Raw genomic sequence first — 18330 nt, 5'->3', positions numbered from 1 at the left:
AACAAAATCTGATATATCCCCGGTTCTGCTTGCATGTCTGCCGGCATCACGAGATGGATAGCCAGGCAGGGATAGGCAGGACCGGGGGTTCTACTGATTCAATGCGCGATGCAGACCGATTTGGTCTCGGTAAAGTTTTCCACCGCACCGCGACCAAACTCGCGGCCGATGCCGGACTGCTTGAAACCGCCAAACGGCAGGCTGGGGTCGAGCGGAATATGGCTGTTGACCCACACCGTGCCGGCCTGGATTTGCGGCACGATATGCATGGCGGCAGACAAGTCGTTGGTCCACAGGCTGGCGGCCAGGCCATAGCGCGAGTCATTGGCCATGGCAACGGCTTCTTCGATGCTGTCAAAAGGCAATGCCACCAGCACCGGGCCAAATACCTCTTCCTGCACGATGGTGCTGTGCTGTGCCGCATTGATCATGATGGTGGGTTTGACGAAATAACCCGGCAGATCGGCCGCGCCGCCGCCGGCCAGAATGCTGGCCCCTTCGCTGCGACCGGCCTCGATCAGCCGGCACACCGACTGCTGCTGCCGTGCCGACACCAGCGGATTGACCTGGGCGTTCAGGTCCAGCCCGCTGCCCAGCGTCATGCTGTTGGCGGCAGCGGCCAGCCCTTCGACTACCTGGTTGAATTTGCTGCGATGGATGTACAGGCGCGAGGCCGCAGCGCACACCTGGCCCTGATTGAGGAAACCACCCATCAAGGCACCCTGGATGGCTTTGTCGACATCGATGTCGCCCAGCATGATCATCGGGTTCTTGCCGCCCAGCTCCAGTGAGAAGCGGGTCATGTTATCGATGGCAGCATGGCCAACGGTCTTGCCGATTTCAGTGGAGCCGGTAAAGGAAATCTTGCTGACCAGCGGATGAGCGGCCAGCGCCTGCCCGGCGCGGGAACCACGCCCGGTCAGCACATTCACCACGCCGGGCGGGATACCGGCTTCCAGCGCCAGCTCGCCCAGCCGCAGTGCGGTGAGCGGGGTTTCGGTGGAGGGTTTGAGCACCACGGTACAGCCGGCTGCCAGCGCCGGCACCATCTTCCAGATGGCAATCATCAGCGGAAAATTCCACGGCACGATGCCGGCTACCACACCAATTGGCTCGCGCCGGGTGTAGGCGGTGTAGTGGGTGCCGGGCGGTACCGGAATCGACACATCCATGGTTTCGCCACCTATCTTGGTGGCCCAGCCGGCCATGTAGCGGACAAACTCGATGGCGGCCCCCACTTCGATGGCACGCGAAATATGGATGGACTTGCCCTGGTTCAGCGTTTCCAGCTGGGCCAGTTCTTCGGCATGGGCTTCCAGCACATCGGCCAGCTTCAGCAGAGTACGTTCGCGCTCAGCCGGCCGCAGACCAGACCACACGCCGGAGCGAAATGCGCGATGAGCGCTTTGTACCACCGCATCCACATCCTGTTCATTGCCATCGGCCACACTGGCGATCACCTGCCCTGTCGCCGGATTACGCACCTCGCTACGCTGGCCGGACAAGGCCGCAACCGCACGGCCATCGATCAACAGGCCATGTTCCTTTTGCACGAATGCTGTGACTTGCGGCAGTACTGCCACCAGGTTTTGATCCATCACGCTTTACTCCTCAGTAGATGTGCCAATCGCAGCGGCCAGGCCAGCGCTCACGGCAATATGTTCTGATGTCCTCTTGGCGCCGCCCTTAGCAGGCGCTCTCCCGAGGTATCTTGTTGCAGGTCAATATACGCGGCACTTTTTCGCCGGCTTATCCCAAATCGGCAAAGCCTGCACCGACCTCTACTGAAAGACAGGCCAGGTGGACGAGCTTGAAAAACGGCTGTCTTGTTGCAGGGATGAAACAAACAGCACAGCAGCGCAACCCTTGTCAGACAAGGCTTGGCTTGGTGCGGCCCCCGCTGCGCCCTGGGAAATTAGATAATATATTAAGTATTTTTTGCGGGTAGCAGACAAATCCCTGAAGATACGAAGGCAGGCCGAATATGCTTTAAGCTGTCCGGCATGCCAAACCGGCAGGAGCGACACCAAGATGCCGCCCGCCAGTCCGCCCAGCGGTCAGCTCACTAAGAAACGCCAATAGAGAAATGGAGTGGCCGGGCCTGCCCCGCCGCCAGAGAGACAACGCATCAGGAGGTCCACCATGCTGGCCGAAATCCGTCATTTCAACGACGCGCAGCACCATGCCGCCCATCTGCCCGGCTGGCAACAGGTTTACGACCAGATCAGCAGCGGTCGCTTTTGCAGCTCGCTATCGCGGCTGCACACCGGCCACCTGGAAGTGTTTCGCGAAGTACTCAACCAGCGCGTGGTGCAATATGGCCGTGCGCCAGCCGACATGGTGCACTTTGCCATTCCCATCCACGCCCCGCTGCCTCTCACCCTGCAAGGCCGCTCGGTGGGCAGCCATGCCATTACTGCCTTGCGCAGCAATGAAGAATTCATCATGCACGTACCACCGGCGGTGGACTCCATCCAGCTGTCGGTGCGCAACGAAGACCTGGCTGCACTGGCACCGGAGTTTTACCAGCAGCTATCGGGAAAACGCCATTGGCAGCCGGTGATACAAGTCAGGCCAGAGCAACTGGCCAGCACCCGCAGCACACTGCTTGGCGTGTTCGAACAGGCGCTGGAAAACCCCGACCTGCTGGAATTTGCCGGCAGCCAGAAGCTGGTGCAGCACCAGTTGATCAGCCTGCTGCTGGACATGCTGCATGACAGTGTGCCGGAGCAGCGGCTGAATCTGACCTATGCCACCCACAGCGATATTGTGCGGCGCAGCCAGGCCATCGTGATGGATAGCAGCGACGAACCGGTCACCGTGCTGGACCTGTGCCAGCAATTGCGCGTCAGCCGGCGTACCCTGCAGAACAGTTTTCAGCTAATTGCCAACACCACGCCGGTGGACTATCTGCGCTCGATCCGGCTCAATGCCGTGCGGCGCATGCTGCTTTCCCCCGAGCATGCCGCCAGGGGCATACGTGAAGCGGCCGGTTACTGGGGCTTTTACCACCTGGGCCACTTTGCCCGCGACTATCGCAAGCTGTTTTGCGAGCTGCCGTCGGATACCCGCAGCCGTGGCTTGCTGCAATAGGCTGGCATCAACTGTTACGCCGACGGTAATCGCTGGGTTTGAGTCCGGTTTCACGCAAGAAAAAGCGCGAGAAGTAAGCCGGGTCCTTGAAGCCGAGATGGTAGGCAATCTCGTTGACCGAACTGGCGGAAAAAATCAGCAGCCGCCTGGCTTCCTGCAGCAGGCGGTCGTGAATCAGCCGCTTGGATGGCAGATCCGCCATGCGCCGGCAAATGTCATTCAGCCGCGACTCGGTCACCCCTATGGCTTCACCATAACGCCATAGCGACCAATGCTCGCGGTAATGCGCCTCGATCAGCGCATTGAAGCGGTGGAAGATTTGCAGATCTTCGCGCCGAAAGTGCGCGGCAGGCTCGGTATGCTGTGACAAGCGCAGGGCTGCGACCAGGATCAGTTGGGTCAGCCCCTGCATGGCCGCCTCCCTCCCCCGCCCCTCGCCCATGAATTCCTCACCCAGCATGGTCAGCAGTAAGGGCAGACGCTGGGCTGCCGGTTCATCCTGCAGTTCAACGCAGGCCGGCTGCATCAACCATGGCTCCAGTTGTGGTGCCGGCAAGGTGTGCAAGAGCTGGCGCACCAGTTCCTGCCTTACCGTCAGCACAAAACCTTCAGCATCTGCCTCGGTAATAAAGGCATGCGGCACCGTGGGTGGCGTAAAGAAGAACAGCGGCGCCCGCGCCAGGTATTGCTGCTCCTCCAGATACAGGCGGATCTGCCCGCTAGCCAGATAATGCAGCTGGAAAAAGCGGTCATGCCGATGCACCGGCATATTGCGGCCAAAGAATTCCGCCAGTTTGCCAAAGGCTTCGATATTGATGTCCGACTCGCCATAGCGGCTGTCATACACCCTGCCGATGTCGATATTGGGTATCGGTGTACGCCTGTTCTGCCCCATGTCCACTCCAGTGCATCGCTGTGCTGAAAATACTACAGCCGCCCGGCAATGTCAGCTTTTGTACAGCCACCATTTCTCATCGATACCGCCATAAAAATTAAATCGTTTTATTTTCATCTAGTTAAATTGAAAATACAGCATCAATCAGGTTTATCACATCAGATAATGCCATCCATAAACTCATGAAAAGTACAGTTATTTGTACAGAAAGTACTGTCCCACTGCCGGCATAGTGACAGACAGGCCAGCAACTGGCCGGCTAGCTGCGTTGACAAACCCTTTGCCCCGACCGTATAAAGTTAACATATTAAATAAATGGCCAGCAGTCGCAGGCCATGCTCACAACAAGGAAGAGACCGATGAAGCAAGGCCGCATCGTGCTGGACCAACAAGCCCGCCACGTGACGCCGCTGGCCGATGGCAAGCTGCTGCTGGACAACGGCAATCCGCTGGCGGACCAACCACAATGGCTCGCCCCCACCAGCGGCACCGTGTATGGCGTGGCGCTGAACCACCGCAGCCTGCTGGACAAGCTGGCAGCCGACTTTCAACAGCCCCCCTACCAGAAAGCCCCGGCCACACCGGTGCTGTTCATCAAGCCGCGCAACACCCATGCGGGCCACGCCAGCAACATCGCCCTGCCAGCACAGGCCGGCAAGGTATTTGCCGGTGGCACACTGGGTGTGGTGATCGGCAAGACGGCCAGCAAGCTGGCTGAAGAACAGGCATTGGATGTTGTCGCAGGCTACACCGTGGTAAATGAAATCAGCCTGGAAGAAAGCAGCTTCTACCGCCCGGCAGTCAAGGCCAAATGCCGTGACGGCTTCTGCCCGATGGGCCCCTGGCAGGTGGATGCAGCCTCCATCGATCCGCTCAACGTGGAAATCCGCAGCTACCTGAACGGGCAGTTGGCCGAAACCAACCACAGCCGCGACTGGCTGCGCTCCGTGCCGCAGCTGATTGCCGCCCTCAGCCAGTTCATGACTCTGCAGCCGGGCGACGTGATCATCCCCGCCACCCCGCTGCGCCAGCTGGAAATCCGCCCCGGCGATAGCGTGGCTGTGGAAATCGACGGCATTGGCCGGCTGGAAAACCGCTTTATCGCCGAGGAGAGCGCCCAATGAAACACGCCCGCATCCGCCTGCCCGGTCAGGCCGACATTCATCCGGTGCTGGTGCAGGCAGACCACTCGGTGCAATTGGCCGATGGCCGCCGCTTTGCCGAAGACGCTGTCGAGTGGCTGCCACCGGCAGAAGGCACGGTATTCGCGCTGGGACTGAACTATGCCGACCATGCCGCCGAACTGGCCTTCAAGGCACCGACCGAGCCGTTGGTCTTCCTCAAGTCGCCCGCCACGCTCACCGGCCACCGTCAGGTATCGGTGCGACCGGACAATCTGCTCTACATGCATTACGAGTGCGAGCTGGTGGTGATCATCGGCAAGACTGCCAAAAACGTGAAACGCGCGCAGGCCATGGACTATGTGGCCGGCTACAGCGTGTGCAACGACTACGCCGTGCGCGACTACCTGGAAAACTACTACCGGCCGAATCTGCGGGTGAAGAACCGCGACACCCTCACCCCCATCGGCCCGTGGTGGGTAGACCGCGACGACGTGGCCGACCCGGCAGCGCTCGCCCTGCGCACCTGGGTGAATGGCGAGCTGCGCCAGCAGGGCAATACCCGTGACATGGTGTTCGACATCCCTTACCTGATCGAATACCTCAGCAGCTTCATGACCCTGTCGCCCGGCGACATGATCGCCACCGGCACGCCGGAAGGCCTGGCCGATGTGGTGCCGGGCGATGAAGTTGTCGTGGAGGTCGAAGGTGTGGGCCGCCTGGTCAACCATATCGTCAGCGAAACGCAATACGCCGCTCTGCACACAACAGCGGTCTGAACCCTATTCCGGCACAGGAGACAACAAGATGATCAAGCACTGGATCAACGGCCGTGAGGTCGACAGCAAGGAAACCTTCGAAACCATCAACCCGGCCACCGGTGAGGTGATTACCGAAGTGGCCTCCGGCGGCGCAGAAGAGATCAACGCCGCCGTGGCCGCCGCCAAGCAAGCCTTCCCCAAGTGGGCCGGCACCCCGGCCAAGGAACGCGCCAAAATCATGCGCCGTCTGGGCGAGCTGATCGACCAGAACGTGCCCATGCTGGCCGAACTGGAAACACTGGACACCGGCCTGCCGATTCACCAGACCAAAAACGTGCTGATTCCGCGCGCCTCGCACAACTTCGACTTCTTCGCCGAAGTGTGTACCCGCATGAACGGCCACAGCTATCCGGTGGACGACAGCATGCTCAATTACACGCTGTACCAGCCGGTGGGCGTGTGTGGCCTGGTGTCGCCGTGGAACGTTCCCTTCATGACCGCCACCTGGAAAACCGCGCCCTGCCTGGCGCTGGGCAATACTGCTGTGCTGAAGATGTCCGAGCTATCCCCGCTGACTGCCAACGAACTGGGCCGGCTGGCGCTGGAAGCCGGCGTACCGCCCGGCGTGTTCAACGTGGTGCAGGGCTATGGTGCCACCGCGGGTGACGCGCTGGTACGCCATCCGGATGTGCGCGCCGTGTCGTTTACCGGCGGCACTTCCACCGGCACGCGCATCATGCAGAATGCCGGCCTGAAGAAGTTTTCCATGGAGCTGGGCGGCAAGTCGCCGGTGCTGATTTTTGCCGATGCTGATCTGGACCGTGCACTGGATGCCGCGCTGTTCACCATCTTCTCGCTCAATGGCGAACGCTGTACCGCTGGCAGCCGCATCTTCATCCAGCGTCCGGTTTACGATCAGTTCGTGCAGGAGTTTGCCGCCCGCGCCCAGCGTCTGCGGGTGGGCGATCCGCAAGACCCGACCACCCAGGTCGGCTCCATGATCACCCCGCAACACTACGACAAGGTCACCGGCTATATCCGTATCGGTCTGGAAGAAGGCGCGCGGCTGGTGGCTGGCGGCCTGGAACGCCCGGCGAACCTGCCCGCCCATCTGGCGCGTGGCAACTTCATCCAGCCCACGGTGTTTGCCGATGTGGACAACCGCATGCGCATTGCCCAGGAAGAAATCTTCGGCCCGGTGGTGTGCCTGATGCCGTTTGACGACGAGGCCGACGCGCTGCGCTTGGCCAATGATGTGGAATACGGGTTGGCGTCCTATATCTGGACCCAGGACATCGGCAAGGCACATCGGCTGGCACGCGGTATCGAGGCCGGCATGGTATTCATCAACAGCCAGAACGTACGCGACCTGCGCCAGCCCTTCGGTGGCGTGAAAGCTTCCGGTACCGGGCGCGAAGGCGGCGAGTACAGCTTTGAGGTGTTTGCCGAAATCAAGAACGTCTGCATCTCGATGGGCGGGCACCATATTCCGCGCTGGGGCCTGTGAACTTATCGCTACTAACAAAAACCCTGCTGCGGCGTTGCGCCTCCTAGCCGTACTGCTTGTACTGTCTGCGTCGGCGCGCCTTGCATCAGGGACGCTGCGCTATTTTGTTAGCAGCTCTTGATACAACAGATGGTCAGGAAAAACAACAAACGGTCAGGGTGCCACAGAACGCCCGGCCTCTTGGCAGTGGCACACATCAGCCCCACCGCCCCTCATGACTACAAAGGAGACACACCATGGGACAACTCGCCCTGGCGGCCAAGATCACGCACGTGCCGTCCATGTATCTATCCGAACTGCCCGGCCAGCATCAGGGCTGCCGTCAGGCCGCCATCGACGGCCACAAGGAAATCGGCCGCCGCTGCCGTGAACTGGGCGTGGACACCATTGTTGTGTTCGACACCCACTGGCTGGTGAATTCCGGCTATCACGTCAACTGCGCGCCGGCCTTCGAGGGCATCTATACCTCGAACGAACTGCCGCACTTCATCAAGAACCTGCCCTATGCCTATGCGGGCAATCCGCAGTTGGGCAAGCTGCTGGCCGAGGCCGCCACCGCGGCCGGGGTACACACCCGCGCCCACGATGCCACCACGCTGGCGCTGGAATACGGCACGCTGGTGCCGATGCGCTACATGAATGCCGACCAGCATTTCAAGGTGGTATCGGTCTCGGCCATGTGCACGGTACACAGTCTGGCGGACAGTGCCCGCCTGGGTATGGCCATGCGCCAGGCCGTGGAAGAACAGTACGACGGCAAGGTGGCTTTTCTCGCCAGCGGTTCGCTGTCGCACCGCTTTGCCCAGAACGGCGTGGCCGAGCAATACCTGCACAAGGTATGGAGCCCCTTCCTGGAAACCTTCGACCATGAAGTGGTAGCCATGTGGCAGCGCGGCGACTGGAAAACCTTCTGCGCCCTGCTGCCGGAGTATGCGGAAAAATGTCATGGCGAAGGCTTCATGCACGACACCGCCATGCTGCTGGGCGCGCTGGGCTGGGACGAATACCAGGGCAAGGCCGAAGTCATCACGCCTTACTTTGGTAGCTCCGGCACTGGCCAGATCAACGTCGTGCTACCGGTCTGATTTGTTGTCCACCGCCGCCAGCCCCGCCGTGAACGGGCTGGCGGCATTGCCCCGGAGAATGCCATGCCGCACTTCATCGTCGAATGTACCGACAATATCCGTGAGCAGGCCGACCTGCCCGCCCTGTTCGAAAAAGCCCATGCCTACCTGATCGGCACCGGTCTCTATCCGGTGGCCGGCATCCGCAGCCGCGCCATCTGGCTGGACACCTGGCGCATGGCCGATGGCGAGGCCGACTACGCCTTTGTGCACATGAGCCTGAAAATCGGCCATGGCCGCACATTTGAAGAGCGCGAACGCACCGCACAGGGCCTGTTTGCGCTGATCAAGGCACACTTTGCCACGCTGTTCGAGGCACGCTATCTGGCGCTCACCTTCGAACTGAGCGAGCTGGACGCCCAGCTCAGCTACAAGCACAACAACGTCCACCAGCGCTTCAAGTAAGCCAGCATGCACTCTGTCCGCAATCCACAGCAGCAGGTGCGACTGATCGTGCTGCTGGGCGTGCTGGTGGCCTTTGGCCCGCTGTCCATCGACATGTATCTGCCGGCCCTGCCCGCCATCGCCGCCGATCTGGCCGCGTCGGTGGCGCGCATCCAGCTGACCATAGGCGGTTTTCTGGCTGGCTTTTGCGGCGGCATGCTGCTGTATGGCCCGCTGTCCGATCGCTATGGCCGTCGCCCGGTGCTGTTGACTGGCCTGACACTGTATCTGGCAGCCAGCCTGGCCTGCGCTGCGGCGCAGACTGCGGAGCAGCTGATTGCCCTGCGCGTGCTCCAGGCCATGGGTGGCGGAGCGGCCACGGTGATGGCACGCGCCATCGTGCGCGATGCCTTTCCGCTCAGCCAGGCTGGCCACGTGCTGTCGCTGATGCAGCAGATCACCATGATTGCACCGCTGCTGGCGCCACTCTTGGGCGGCTGGCTGTTGTTGCTGGCCGGCTGGCGCAGCCTGTTCGTGTTGCTGGCCGTGATTGGAGCCATCTGCCTTGCAGTGGTGACCTTGCGCCTGCCGGAAAGCCATCCGCCCAGCGGCCGCAACGACATCACGCTGGGCAAGGCCTTCCGTGCCTACGGCCACCTGCTGTTAGACCTGCCCACCATGGGCTACAGCCTGGCACTGGGCATGACTTTTGGTGCCATGTTCGCCTATATCACCGGCTCGCCCTTTGTCTACATCGAATACTTCGGCGTGGCGGTGCAGCATTACGGCTATCTGTTCGGGCTAAACATCGTCGCCATCGTGCTGTTCAGCCTGCTCAACCGCCAGCTGCTGCACCGGCACAGCATCGACACCCTGCTGCAATGGCAATGCGCCATCGTCGCCGTGGCCGGCATCGTGCTGTGGCTGACCGGCGGACGCAGCCTGTGGCTGACGGTGCTGCCCTTGCTGTTCACCGTGGGCATGACCGGCAGCATCGGTCCCAATGCCATGGCGCGCTTGCTGCAGCTGCATAGCACGCGCGCCGGAGCGGCCATGGCACTGGCGGTATCCGGCCAGTTTGCTTGCGGCATGCTGGCCAGTTCGCTGGTGGCCAGCCTGTTCGATGGCAGCCCACACGCCATGAATCTGCTGGTGATGGTCTGCGGCCTGGCTGCATGGCTGTGCCTGCAATTGATCCGCCTTCCCCTGAGGCAGAAATGAATCCCATGCAAAGCCAAACCCTTTCCCTGTTGCGCGAGCAAGCCTATATCAATGGCCAGTGGTTGCCCGGCAGCCGCCACTTTGCCGTGCGCAATCCGGCCAGTGGCCAGCTACTGGCCGAAGTGGCCGACCTGGATGCGCAGGACGCCCGCGCTGCCATTGCCGCCGCCCATGCGGCCCTGCCCGCCTGGCAAGCGCTCAGCGCCAAACAGCGCGCCACCATATTGCTGCACTGGCACGCGCTGATCTTGCAACACCAGCAACAACTGGCCGCGCTGATCAGCCAGGAACAGGGCAAACCACTGGCCGAGAGCCTGGGGGAAATCGCCTACGGTGCCAGTTATATCGAGTGGTTTGCCGAAGAGGGCAAACGCGCCTACGGCGAGGTGATTCCCAGCCCCTTTGCCGACAAGCGTCTGCTCACCATCCGCCAAGGCATCGGCGTGGTGGCCGCCATCACGCCGTGGAATTTCCCGCACGCCATGATCACCCGCAAGGTAGCCCCGGCACTGGCTGCCGGCTGTACCGTGGTACTGAAACCGGCAGCGGAAACACCGCTGTCGGCACTGGCCTTGGCCGCGCTGGCCGAGCAGGCCGGCATACCGGCCGGCGTGTTCAATGTGGTCACCGGCACCGATGCCGCCGCCATTGGCGCTGAACTGACGGCCAGCCCGCAGGTACGCAAACTCAGCTTCACCGGCTCCACCGCCGTGGGCAAATTGCTGATTCGCCAGTGTGCCGACACGGTGAAGAAGCTGGGGCTGGAACTGGGTGGCAATGCCCCCTTCATCGTGTTTGACGATGCCGACCTGGACGCAGCGGTACAGGGCGCACTGTTCGCCAAGTTCCGCAACAGCGGCCAGACCTGTGTCTGTGCCAACCGCCTGCTGGTACAGGACAGTATTTACGCAGCCTTCGCCAGCAAGCTCGCCGCTGCCGTAGCCGCGCTGCAAGTCGGCCCGGCCAGCGAGCCGGGCATGCAGCAAGGCCCGCTGATCAGCCCGGCGGCGGTGGCCAAGGTGCAGCGCCACATCGATAACGCCGTCAGCCTGGGGGCCACCGTGCTCACCGGCGGCGCTGCGCATGCGCTGGGTGGCAACTTCTTTCAGCCCACGGTACTGGCCAATGTCACCGAACAGATGCAGGTGGCGCAGGAAGAAACCTTTGGCCCGCTGGCACCGCTGATCCGCTTTCACGACGAAGCCGAAGCCATCCGCCTGGCCAATCACGGTGAATCGGGGCTGGCCGCCTACTTTTACAGTCGCGATATCGGTCGCTGCTGGCGGGTGGCGGAAGCCATCGAAGCCGGCATGGTCGGCATCAACGAAGGTGCCATTTCCACCGAAGTGGCTCCCTTTGGCGGCATCAAGCAATCCGGACTGGGGCGTGAGGGATCACGCCATGGTCTGGAGGATTTCATGGAAATCAAATACCTGTGCTTTGGCAGACTCGCCAACAAGGAGACATCATGCTGACACCAGACATCATCCAGGATACCGCCCGCCGCCTGCATCAGGCCGAACAACAACGCGAGCAGATCCGCCAGATTTCACTGGACTACCCTGACATCACCATCGAAGACGCCTACGCCATCCAGCGCTGCTGGGTAGACATGAAGCTGGCCGAGGGCCGCACCATCAAGGGCCACAAGATCGGCCTGACTTCACGCGCGATGCAGATGTCCTCGCAGATCAACGAACCGGACTACGGCACCCTGCTGGATGACATGTTCTTCAACGATGGTAGCGATATTCCGACCAGTCGCTTCATTGTGCCGCGAGTAGAGGTAGAGCTGGCCTTCATCCTGGGCAAAGAGCTGAAAGGACCGAACATCACCCTGTTCGATGTGTATCAGGCCACCGATTTTGTCATTCCGGCGCTGGAAATCATCGATGCCCGCAGCCAGTCCATCGACCCGGCCTCCGGCCGGCCGCGCAAGGTGTTCGACACCATTTCCGACAATGCCGCCAATGCCGGCGTGGTGATGGGTGGCCGCCCGATCAAGCCATCCGAGCTGGACCTGCGCTGGGTCTCCGCGCTGATGTACCGCAACGGCGTGATCGAGGAGTCCGGGGTGGCGGCGGCGGTACTGAACCACCCGGCCAATGGCGTGGCCTGGCTGGCCAACAAGCTGGCGCCGTTTGATGTCAGCCTCCAGCCGGGTCAGGTGATTCTGGGTGGTTCCTTCACCCGCCCGGTGCCAGCGCGTGCTGGCGATACTTTCCATGTCGACTATGGCCCGCTGGGTGCCATCAGCTGCCGCTTTGTTTAGATCAGCGAACAAAAACCCTGCTGCTGCGTTGCGCCTCCTGGCCGTACACCTTGTACTGTCTGCGTCGGCGCGCCTTGCATCAGGGGCGCTGCGCTATTTTGTTAGCTGCTCTTGTTTTTTAAGGAGAATTCCATGCACAACCCACCCAACCGCTTCAAGGCAGCACTGAAAAACGGCGAGGTGCAGATCGGCCTGTGGCTGAGCCTGGCCAGCCCCTACAGCGCCGAACTACTGGCTGGTGCCGGCTTCGACTGGTTGCTGATCGACGGCGAACACGCGCCCAATGAATTGAACGACATGCTGAGCCAGTTGCAGGCCATCGCCCCCTACCCCAGCCACCCGGTGGTACGGCCAGTGTGGAACGACCCGGTGCGCATCAAGCAGATTCTCGATATCGGCGCGCAAACCCTGCTGCTGCCCATGGTGCAAACCGCGGAGGAAGCCGCGCTGGCGGTGGCCGCCACCCGCTATCCGCCGCATGGCATCCGCGGCGTGGGCAGTGCCATCGCCCGTGCCTCGCGCTGGAATCGCATCGAGGGCTACCTCAAGCAGGCCGAACAAGAGCTGTGCGTGCTGGTGCAGATTGAAACGCGGCAGGGTCTGGACAATCTGGATGCCATCGCCGCCACGCCAGGGGTAGACGGTGTGTTCATCGGCCCGGCCGATCTATCAGCCGACCTGGGCTATCTCGGCCAGCCCACCCACCCGGAAGTCCAGGCCGCCATCGAACAGGCCATCGCCCGCATCCGCGCCCAGGGCAAGGCCGCCGGCATTCTGATGGCCGATGAAAAACTGGCACGGCGCTATATCGAGCTGGGCGCACAGTTTGTTGCGGTTGGCGTGGACAGCACCGTGCTGGCGCGCAGCAGCGAGGCCTTGTCTGCCCGCTTCAAGTCGACAAGCAGCGCAGTCGGCAGTAGCGGCGTGTACTAAGCACTAACAAAAACCCTGCTGCAGCGTTGCGCCTGCTAGCGGTACGACTTGTACTGTCTGCGTCGGCGCGCCTTGCCCCAGGGACGCTACGCTATTTTGTTAGCCGCTCTCAAACTCTTGATGGCGGAGCTGCCAGCATGGCTCCGCCGGCAGGCCGCCGAAGTTGCCATCGTTAACATCTTCACTTTTGGACAGTTCCCATCGACAGCACTGCATAAACGCCACAGAGCGTCGCACCACATAATGAGGAGAAAAGCATGACCACGCATTCTGGCAGTACCACGGCGGGCCACCCGCCACAGAGCGCCACACAGCAGCAGCGGGAACAGCAAGTCATCGCCAAGGTATCGAAACGATTGATCTGGTTTCTGTTCATCCTGTTCGTATTTTCCTTTCTGGATCGCATCAATATCGGCTTTGCCGGCCTCACCATGGGCCAGGACCTGGGGCTGAGCGCCACCATGTTTGGCCTGGCCACCACCATTTTCTACGTGGCCTATGTGCTGTGCGGCATTCCCAGCAACATCATTCTCAGCCGCTTCGGCACCCGGCGCTGGATCGCCATCATCATGGTGGCCTGGGGCATCGCCTCTACCGCCACCCTGTTCGCCTACGATGCGCACAGCCTGTATATCCTGCGCGCACTGGTGGGTGTGACCGAAGCCGGCTTCCTGCCCGGCATGCTGCTTTATCTCACCTTCTGGTTTCCACGCAGCCACCGTGCCCGCGCCAATGCGCTGTTCATGATTGCCATGCCGCTGACTGCAGCTGCCGGCTCCATCGTGTCCGGCTATCTGCTGGAGCTGAACGGGCTGTGGGGCCTGCATGGCTGGCAATGGCTGTTTCTGGTGGAGGGTTTGCCGGCATCGCTGCTGGGCATCGCCGTGTGGTTCTATCTGGATGACAAGCCCGCCGATGCGCGCTGGCTGAGCCAGGATGAAAAAGACTGCCTGCACGGCATGTTGCAGGCCGAACAGGACGCCGCACCGCGCCCGGTGCGACCGCAAAGCGTGTGGCGCGAAATGCTCAGTCCCAGTATCGTCAAATTTGCATTTGGCTATTTTTGTCTGGTGAACACCCTGAGCATGGTCAACATCTGGGTGCCGCAAATCGTCAAAAGCTTCAATGTGGGTAGCAGCAATGCCACCATCGGCTTGCTGGCGGCGATACCGCAAATCGGCACCATCCTCGCCATGCTGTGGTGGGGTGCACGCTCGGACCGCAAGCAAGAGCGCAAGTGGCACACCATCCAGCCCATGCTGTTTGCTGCGGCCGGCTGGCTGCTGTGCGCCTGGAGCAGCGACCCGCTGCTGCGCCTGACCGGCATCGTCATGGCCTCGGCCGGGGCCTTTACCGCCATGACCATTTTCTGGACCACGCCAGACGCGGTGCTGTCACTCAAGGCCAAGGCCATTGGCATTGCCGTCATCAACGCCACCGGCAATGTCGGCTCGGCGCTCAGCTCGGTGGTGGTGGGCTGGCTGAAAGACCTCACCCACAGCTTTACCTCCGGGCTGTTGTTTGGTGCCGCAGCCCTGCTGCTGGGCGCACTGATCATCTATCTGATCCCCATCGTCAAACCGGCACCACGCTAAGGCAGGCCGGCCACAGCCACATCAGCAGCTCCTTTGACAGCAGGGTAGCGTCCGCGGCCCTGCTGATTTTTTTGCCTGCACGCCATGCCCCGCCAGAATGATGGCCATGCCGGTATTCCATGAAAAGTACAAGCAAGCACCTGAAACTTGTATTTCATGGCCAAAAAACACAACACATAATGCATGCTGAATCTGCGCCATGCAGTTTCATCTCGTCCCGATAACAACAACATCATCCTTTACACAAGCCATGCAGCTGCCCACCATCCCAAGCCGGGGCAACTACTTAACTTGTTAATTAAATACCCAGCTGCAACAGGAGAACATCATGAGCGCCAACAACACCCTCTTGGCAGAAGTGCAACGCATCCTGCCGGAAATCGCCGCCAATGCCAATGAAGCAGAACAACTGCGCCAGGTACCGGAACACAATATCCGCCTGCTGAAAAGCATAGGCATGCACCGCGCCTTCCAGCCGAAGAAATATGGCGGGCTGGAAATCTCCCTGCCGGAATTTGCCGACTGCGTCGCCGCGCTGGCCGGTGCCTGTGGCGGCACTGCCTGGGCCTTCAGCCTGCTGTGCACCCACAGCCACCAGCTGGCCATGTTCTCGCAGCGTCTGCAAGACGAGGTATGGAGCAGCAACCCGGATGCCACCGCCAGCAGCAGTATCGCCCCTTTCAGTCAGATCGAAGAAGCCGAAGGCGGAGTGTATCTGAGTGGTGAAATGGGCTGGAGCAGCGGCTGCGATCACGCCGAGTGGGCCATTGTCGGCATGCGCCGCAAGAATGCAGCCGGCGAAGCGGTATACAGCTTTGGCGTGTTGCCGCGCAGCGACTACGAAATCCGCGACAACTGGTACGCCATGGGCATGAAAGGTAGTGGTTCCAAAACGCTGGTGATCCGCAATGCCTTCATCCCCAATCACCGTATCGAGGCCGCCAAGGACATGATGGAAGGCCGCTCCAGTGGCTTTGGCCTCTACCCGGACAGCGCTATCTTCTACACCCCTTATCGCCCTTATTTTGCCAGCGGCTTCGCCTCTATCAGCCTGGGACTGGCCGAACGCATGCTGCAGGCCTTCAAGGAGAAAACCCAGAACCGCGTGCGCGCCTATACCGGCGTCAATGTCGGCACCGCGACCCCGGCGCTGATGCGACTGGCCGAATCCACTCATCAGATTGCCGCTGCCCGTGCCTTTCTGGAAAAAACCTGGCAGGACCACGCCGCCCATGGCCGTCGTCATGAATACCCCAGCCGCGAGACACTGGCCTTCTGGCGCACTAATCAGGCCTATGCCGTGAAGATGTGCATCGAGGCAGTGGACCGACTGTTCAGTGCTGCCGGTGCCACCAGCTGGATGGAGGGCAACGAGCTGCAACGCCTGTTCCGCGATTCGCACATGACCGGCGCCCATGCCTACACCGATTACGATGTCTGCGCCCAGATTCTGGGACGCGAGTTGATGGGCCTGGAGCCTGACCCGAGCATGGTCTGAGACCGACAAGAAAATAATAAAGGAGACCAGCATGAATCACACACCAGCCAGCGCCGACGATCCGCGCCTGTTCCGCCGTGCTCTGGGCAACTTCGCCACCGGGGTCACGGTGATGACTGCCTGCGGGCCGGATGGGCAGCAGGTTGGCGTTACCGCCAACAGCTTCAATTCGGTTTCGCTCGACCCGCCGCTCATCCTGTGGAGCATAGACAAGCGCTCCGGCAGCTACCCGGTGTTTCGCGACGCCAGCCACTTTGCCGTCAATATCCTGGCAGCAGACCAGATCGAACTGTCCAACCGCTTTGCCCGCCCGGCCGAGGACAAGTTTGCCGGCCTGACCTTGCAAACCGGAGCCGGCGGTGTGCCGCTGCTGGAAGGCTGTGCCGCGCGCTTTGTCTGTGAGCGCCATGTCCTGCATGAAGGGGGCGACCACTGGATCGTCATCGGCAAGGTGGTGGCACTGGATGATTTTGGTCGCGCCCCGCTGCTGTATCACCAGGGCAGCTATGCCATGGCCTTCCCCCACAGCCTGCAGCAGAAAAAAGATGCCGCACCACCGGCCAGCGATTCGCTGCAACGGCGGCTGAACGACAATATCTATTACCTGCTGACCCAGGCAGTGCGGGCCTACCAGCACCACTACCAGCCGCGCCAGATGGCAACCGGCCTGCGCATCAGCGAGGCGCGCATGCTGCTGGTGCTGGAACACGGTCTGGAGGCCGCCGCCCTGCATGGCGAAGTCAACATGCCGGAGCGCGAGGTGGAGCAGGCCATGGAGATGCTGCAACGCAAGGAGCTGATCAGCAGGCAGCAGCAGCACTACCAGTTGACGCCGCAAGGCATGCAACAGGCTGAAGCGCTGCACGATCTGGCCGAACAGCAGCAAAGGGAAATGCTGGCAGGCTTCAGCGAACAGGAGGTGGCCGCACTCAAGAACATCCTGCGCGCCATCATCCGCCACCGCTAAGCAAGCGCTGGCAGCATGCAACAAGGGCAGGGAGCCAGGCTCCCTGCCCTTGTTGTCTAGCCACGTCTAACCCCACCTACACCATGCGCTGCAGGCGCTGCGCCAGCTCTTGCAGGCGGCAGGCAAGGTCCTGCAACAAGATGTCGATCTGTTCCGGATTCCCCGCCTTGCAGGCTTTCTCCAATTGTTCACAGTCACGTCCCACTTGCTGGGCGTCGATCAGCCGCGCGGCACCCTTGATCTTGTGCAGGACATGCGCCAGCTCGCACAGTTGCTGCTGGCGGAACAAGGACTGCGCTTCGGCCAGATCCTGCTCATTGCTGGCCAGCAGCTTGGCCACAAACTTGCGCATCAGCACCGCATCCCCATCAAACAAGGCGGCCAGACTGCTGCCGGCATACACCGGCAAGCGCTGCATGCTGCTGCCCAGGCTGAAACGCAACAAAGTGGTATGCAGAACAGGCAGCGCCACCGGCTTGGCCAACAGTATATTGAAACCGACCGCCATGGCCCGTTGCTGGTCTTGCTCGGTCGGGTCGGCAGAAATACCGATCACCGGCCGCTGATCTCCCTCACCGCGCAATTGTTTCACCAGACAGAAGCCATCCAGCTGCGGCATGCTCAGATCGGTCAGCAGGCAGTCGAACTGCCCCTGCCGCCATTGCTCCAGCGCATCCTGCCCGTTGTTGACGGCCACCACCTTGCACCCCAGGCGCTGCAACTGGCTGTTGAGCAGGAAAAGATTGGCCAGATTATCCTCGGCCACCAGGACATGCGGCTGCAAACCCTCGGCCCACAGCGCGCCTTCCGGCGCATTTTGCAGCTCGGACTGACCATAGCCGGCAGGGCCGGATTCCGACACCCCGGCCAGCGGCTTGCTGGCGAGACCTTGCCTCATCGAAAGCATTTGATTATTTGACATGACACTGACACCTGTTTCTGATTATTCAGACACTCCG

Annotated in this window: 16 protein-coding genes; 13 read left to right on the top strand and 3 right to left on the bottom strand. The window is 61.3% G+C overall.

Going from position 1 to position 18330, the window contains the following annotated elements:
• Window positions 1–98: 98 nt before the first annotated feature.
• A complete protein-coding gene (locus tag FAZ30_RS10955; protein ID WP_137010215.1) occupies window positions 99–1598 on the bottom strand; it encodes an aldehyde dehydrogenase family protein in 1500 nt (499 codons plus the stop codon).
• 544 nt (window positions 1599–2142) lie between these two features.
• On the opposite strand from FAZ30_RS10955, the gene FAZ30_RS10950 reads away from it, so the two are divergent.
• The gene (locus tag FAZ30_RS10950; RefSeq protein ID WP_124643559.1) at window positions 2143–3093 is read left to right on the top strand and encodes a helix-turn-helix domain-containing protein; all 951 of its coding nucleotides are present in this window, start codon (window positions 2143–2145) and stop codon (window positions 3091–3093) included.
• Window positions 3094–3100: 7 nt separating this feature from the next.
• On the opposite strand, the gene hpaA is transcribed toward FAZ30_RS10950, so the two are convergent.
• On the bottom strand, window positions 3101–3988 hold the full coding sequence (gene hpaA / locus FAZ30_RS10945) for a 4-hydroxyphenylacetate catabolism regulatory protein HpaA (protein WP_124643560.1): 888 nt from the start codon (window positions 3986–3988) through the stop codon (window positions 3101–3103).
• A gap of 359 nt (window positions 3989–4347) precedes the next feature.
• Here hpaA and FAZ30_RS10940 point away from each other — a divergent pair, with 359 nt between their 5' ends.
• From FAZ30_RS10940 to FAZ30_RS10885, 12 genes are all read left to right on the top strand, one after another.
• Entirely contained in the window at window positions 4348–5112 is a 765-nt protein-coding gene (locus tag FAZ30_RS10940; protein ID WP_124643561.1) for a fumarylacetoacetate hydrolase family protein, read from the top strand.
• Window positions 5109–5888, top strand: coding sequence for a fumarylacetoacetate hydrolase family protein (locus FAZ30_RS10935; RefSeq protein ID WP_124643562.1), 780 nt, complete (start codon window positions 5109–5111; stop codon window positions 5886–5888). The genes FAZ30_RS10940 and FAZ30_RS10935 overlap by 4 nt, the downstream gene beginning before the upstream one ends.
• Before the next feature lie 28 nt (window positions 5889–5916).
• The gene (gene hpaE / locus FAZ30_RS10930; protein WP_137009402.1) at window positions 5917–7377 is read left to right on the top strand and encodes a 5-carboxymethyl-2-hydroxymuconate semialdehyde dehydrogenase; all 1461 of its coding nucleotides are present in this window, start codon (window positions 5917–5919) and stop codon (window positions 7375–7377) included.
• A 236-nt stretch (window positions 7378–7613) separates the two neighbouring features.
• The gene (gene hpaD, locus FAZ30_RS10925; protein ID WP_137009401.1) at window positions 7614–8462 is read left to right on the top strand and encodes a 3,4-dihydroxyphenylacetate 2,3-dioxygenase; all 849 of its coding nucleotides are present in this window, start codon (window positions 7614–7616) and stop codon (window positions 8460–8462) included.
• Between the two features lie 63 nt (window positions 8463–8525).
• Window positions 8526–8906, top strand: coding sequence for a 5-carboxymethyl-2-hydroxymuconate Delta-isomerase (locus tag FAZ30_RS10920; RefSeq protein ID WP_137009400.1), 381 nt, complete (start codon window positions 8526–8528; stop codon window positions 8904–8906).
• Window positions 8907–8912: 6 nt separating this feature from the next.
• The gene (locus FAZ30_RS10915) at window positions 8913–10106 is read left to right on the top strand and encodes a Bcr/CflA family multidrug efflux MFS transporter (protein ID WP_137009399.1); all 1194 of its coding nucleotides are present in this window, start codon (window positions 8913–8915) and stop codon (window positions 10104–10106) included.
• A 5-nt stretch (window positions 10107–10111) separates the two neighbouring features.
• On the top strand, window positions 10112–11581 hold the full coding sequence (locus FAZ30_RS10910; RefSeq protein ID WP_137009398.1) for an NAD-dependent succinate-semialdehyde dehydrogenase: 1470 nt from the start codon (window positions 10112–10114) through the stop codon (window positions 11579–11581).
• Complete coding sequence (gene hpaH, locus FAZ30_RS10905; RefSeq protein ID WP_124643568.1) at window positions 11575–12378, top strand: 2-oxo-hept-4-ene-1,7-dioate hydratase; 804 nt, start codon at window positions 11575–11577, stop codon at window positions 12376–12378. The genes FAZ30_RS10910 and hpaH overlap by 7 nt, the downstream gene beginning before the upstream one ends.
• A gap of 132 nt (window positions 12379–12510) precedes the next feature.
• Window positions 12511–13311, top strand: a complete 801-nt coding sequence (hpaI, locus tag FAZ30_RS10900; RefSeq protein ID WP_124643569.1) for a 4-hydroxy-2-oxoheptanedioate aldolase — start codon at window positions 12511–12513, stop codon at window positions 13309–13311.
• A gap of 257 nt (window positions 13312–13568) precedes the next feature.
• Complete coding sequence (gene hpaX / locus FAZ30_RS10895) at window positions 13569–14906, top strand: 4-hydroxyphenylacetate permease (RefSeq protein WP_124643570.1); 1338 nt, start codon at window positions 13569–13571, stop codon at window positions 14904–14906.
• 328 nt (window positions 14907–15234) lie between these two features.
• Entirely contained in the window at window positions 15235–16404 is a 1170-nt protein-coding gene (locus FAZ30_RS10890; RefSeq protein WP_124643571.1) for a p-hydroxyphenylacetate 3-hydroxylase oxygenase component, read from the top strand.
• A gap of 31 nt (window positions 16405–16435) precedes the next feature.
• On the top strand, window positions 16436–17371 hold the full coding sequence (locus tag FAZ30_RS10885; protein WP_124643572.1) for a p-hydroxyphenylacetate 3-hydroxylase reductase component: 936 nt from the start codon (window positions 16436–16438) through the stop codon (window positions 17369–17371).
• Window positions 17372–17447: 76 nt separating this feature from the next.
• Here FAZ30_RS10885 and FAZ30_RS10880 read toward each other — a convergent pair whose 3' ends face one another.
• On the bottom strand, window positions 17448–18269 hold the full coding sequence (locus FAZ30_RS10880; RefSeq protein ID WP_158613577.1) for a response regulator: 822 nt from the start codon (window positions 18267–18269) through the stop codon (window positions 17448–17450).
• Window positions 18270–18330 lie beyond the last annotated feature (61 nt).

Source organism: Aquitalea aquatilis (assembly GCF_005155025.1).
Classification (GTDB): domain Bacteria; phylum Pseudomonadota; class Gammaproteobacteria; order Burkholderiales; family Chromobacteriaceae; genus Aquitalea; species Aquitalea aquatilis.
Note: the sequence above shows the minus strand (reverse complement) of the source record. Positions and strands in the feature narration are given on the sequence as shown.

Bases quoted from the DNA above. Each gene is read 5' to 3' on its own strand.
- FAZ30_RS10955 (WP_137010215.1), bottom strand. From the start codon at position 1,598: ATGGATCAAAACCTGGTGGCAGTACTGCCGCAAGTCACAGCATTCGTG.
- FAZ30_RS10950 (WP_124643559.1), top strand. From the start codon at position 2,143: ATGCTGGCCGAAATCCGTCATTTCAACGACGCGCAGCACCATGCCGCC.
- hpaA (WP_124643560.1), bottom strand. From the start codon at position 3,988: ATGGGGCAGAACAGGCGTACACCGATACCCAATATCGACATCGGCAGG.
- FAZ30_RS10940 (WP_124643561.1), top strand. From the start codon at position 4,348: ATGAAGCAAGGCCGCATCGTGCTGGACCAACAAGCCCGCCACGTGACG.
- FAZ30_RS10935 (WP_124643562.1), top strand. From the start codon at position 5,109: ATGAAACACGCCCGCATCCGCCTGCCCGGTCAGGCCGACATTCATCCG.
- hpaE (WP_137009402.1), top strand. From the start codon at position 5,917: ATGATCAAGCACTGGATCAACGGCCGTGAGGTCGACAGCAAGGAAACC.
- hpaD (WP_137009401.1), top strand. From the start codon at position 7,614: ATGGGACAACTCGCCCTGGCGGCCAAGATCACGCACGTGCCGTCCATG.
- FAZ30_RS10920 (WP_137009400.1), top strand. From the start codon at position 8,526: ATGCCGCACTTCATCGTCGAATGTACCGACAATATCCGTGAGCAGGCC.
- FAZ30_RS10915 (WP_137009399.1), top strand. From the start codon at position 8,913: ATGCACTCTGTCCGCAATCCACAGCAGCAGGTGCGACTGATCGTGCTG.
- FAZ30_RS10910 (WP_137009398.1), top strand. From the start codon at position 10,112: ATGCAAAGCCAAACCCTTTCCCTGTTGCGCGAGCAAGCCTATATCAAT.
- hpaH (WP_124643568.1), top strand. From the start codon at position 11,575: ATGCTGACACCAGACATCATCCAGGATACCGCCCGCCGCCTGCATCAG.
- hpaI (WP_124643569.1), top strand. From the start codon at position 12,511: ATGCACAACCCACCCAACCGCTTCAAGGCAGCACTGAAAAACGGCGAG.
- hpaX (WP_124643570.1), top strand. From the start codon at position 13,569: ATGACCACGCATTCTGGCAGTACCACGGCGGGCCACCCGCCACAGAGC.
- FAZ30_RS10890 (WP_124643571.1), top strand. From the start codon at position 15,235: ATGAGCGCCAACAACACCCTCTTGGCAGAAGTGCAACGCATCCTGCCG.
- FAZ30_RS10885 (WP_124643572.1), top strand. From the start codon at position 16,436: ATGAATCACACACCAGCCAGCGCCGACGATCCGCGCCTGTTCCGCCGT.
- FAZ30_RS10880 (WP_158613577.1), bottom strand. From the start codon at position 18,269: ATGAGGCAAGGTCTCGCCAGCAAGCCGCTGGCCGGGGTGTCGGAATCC.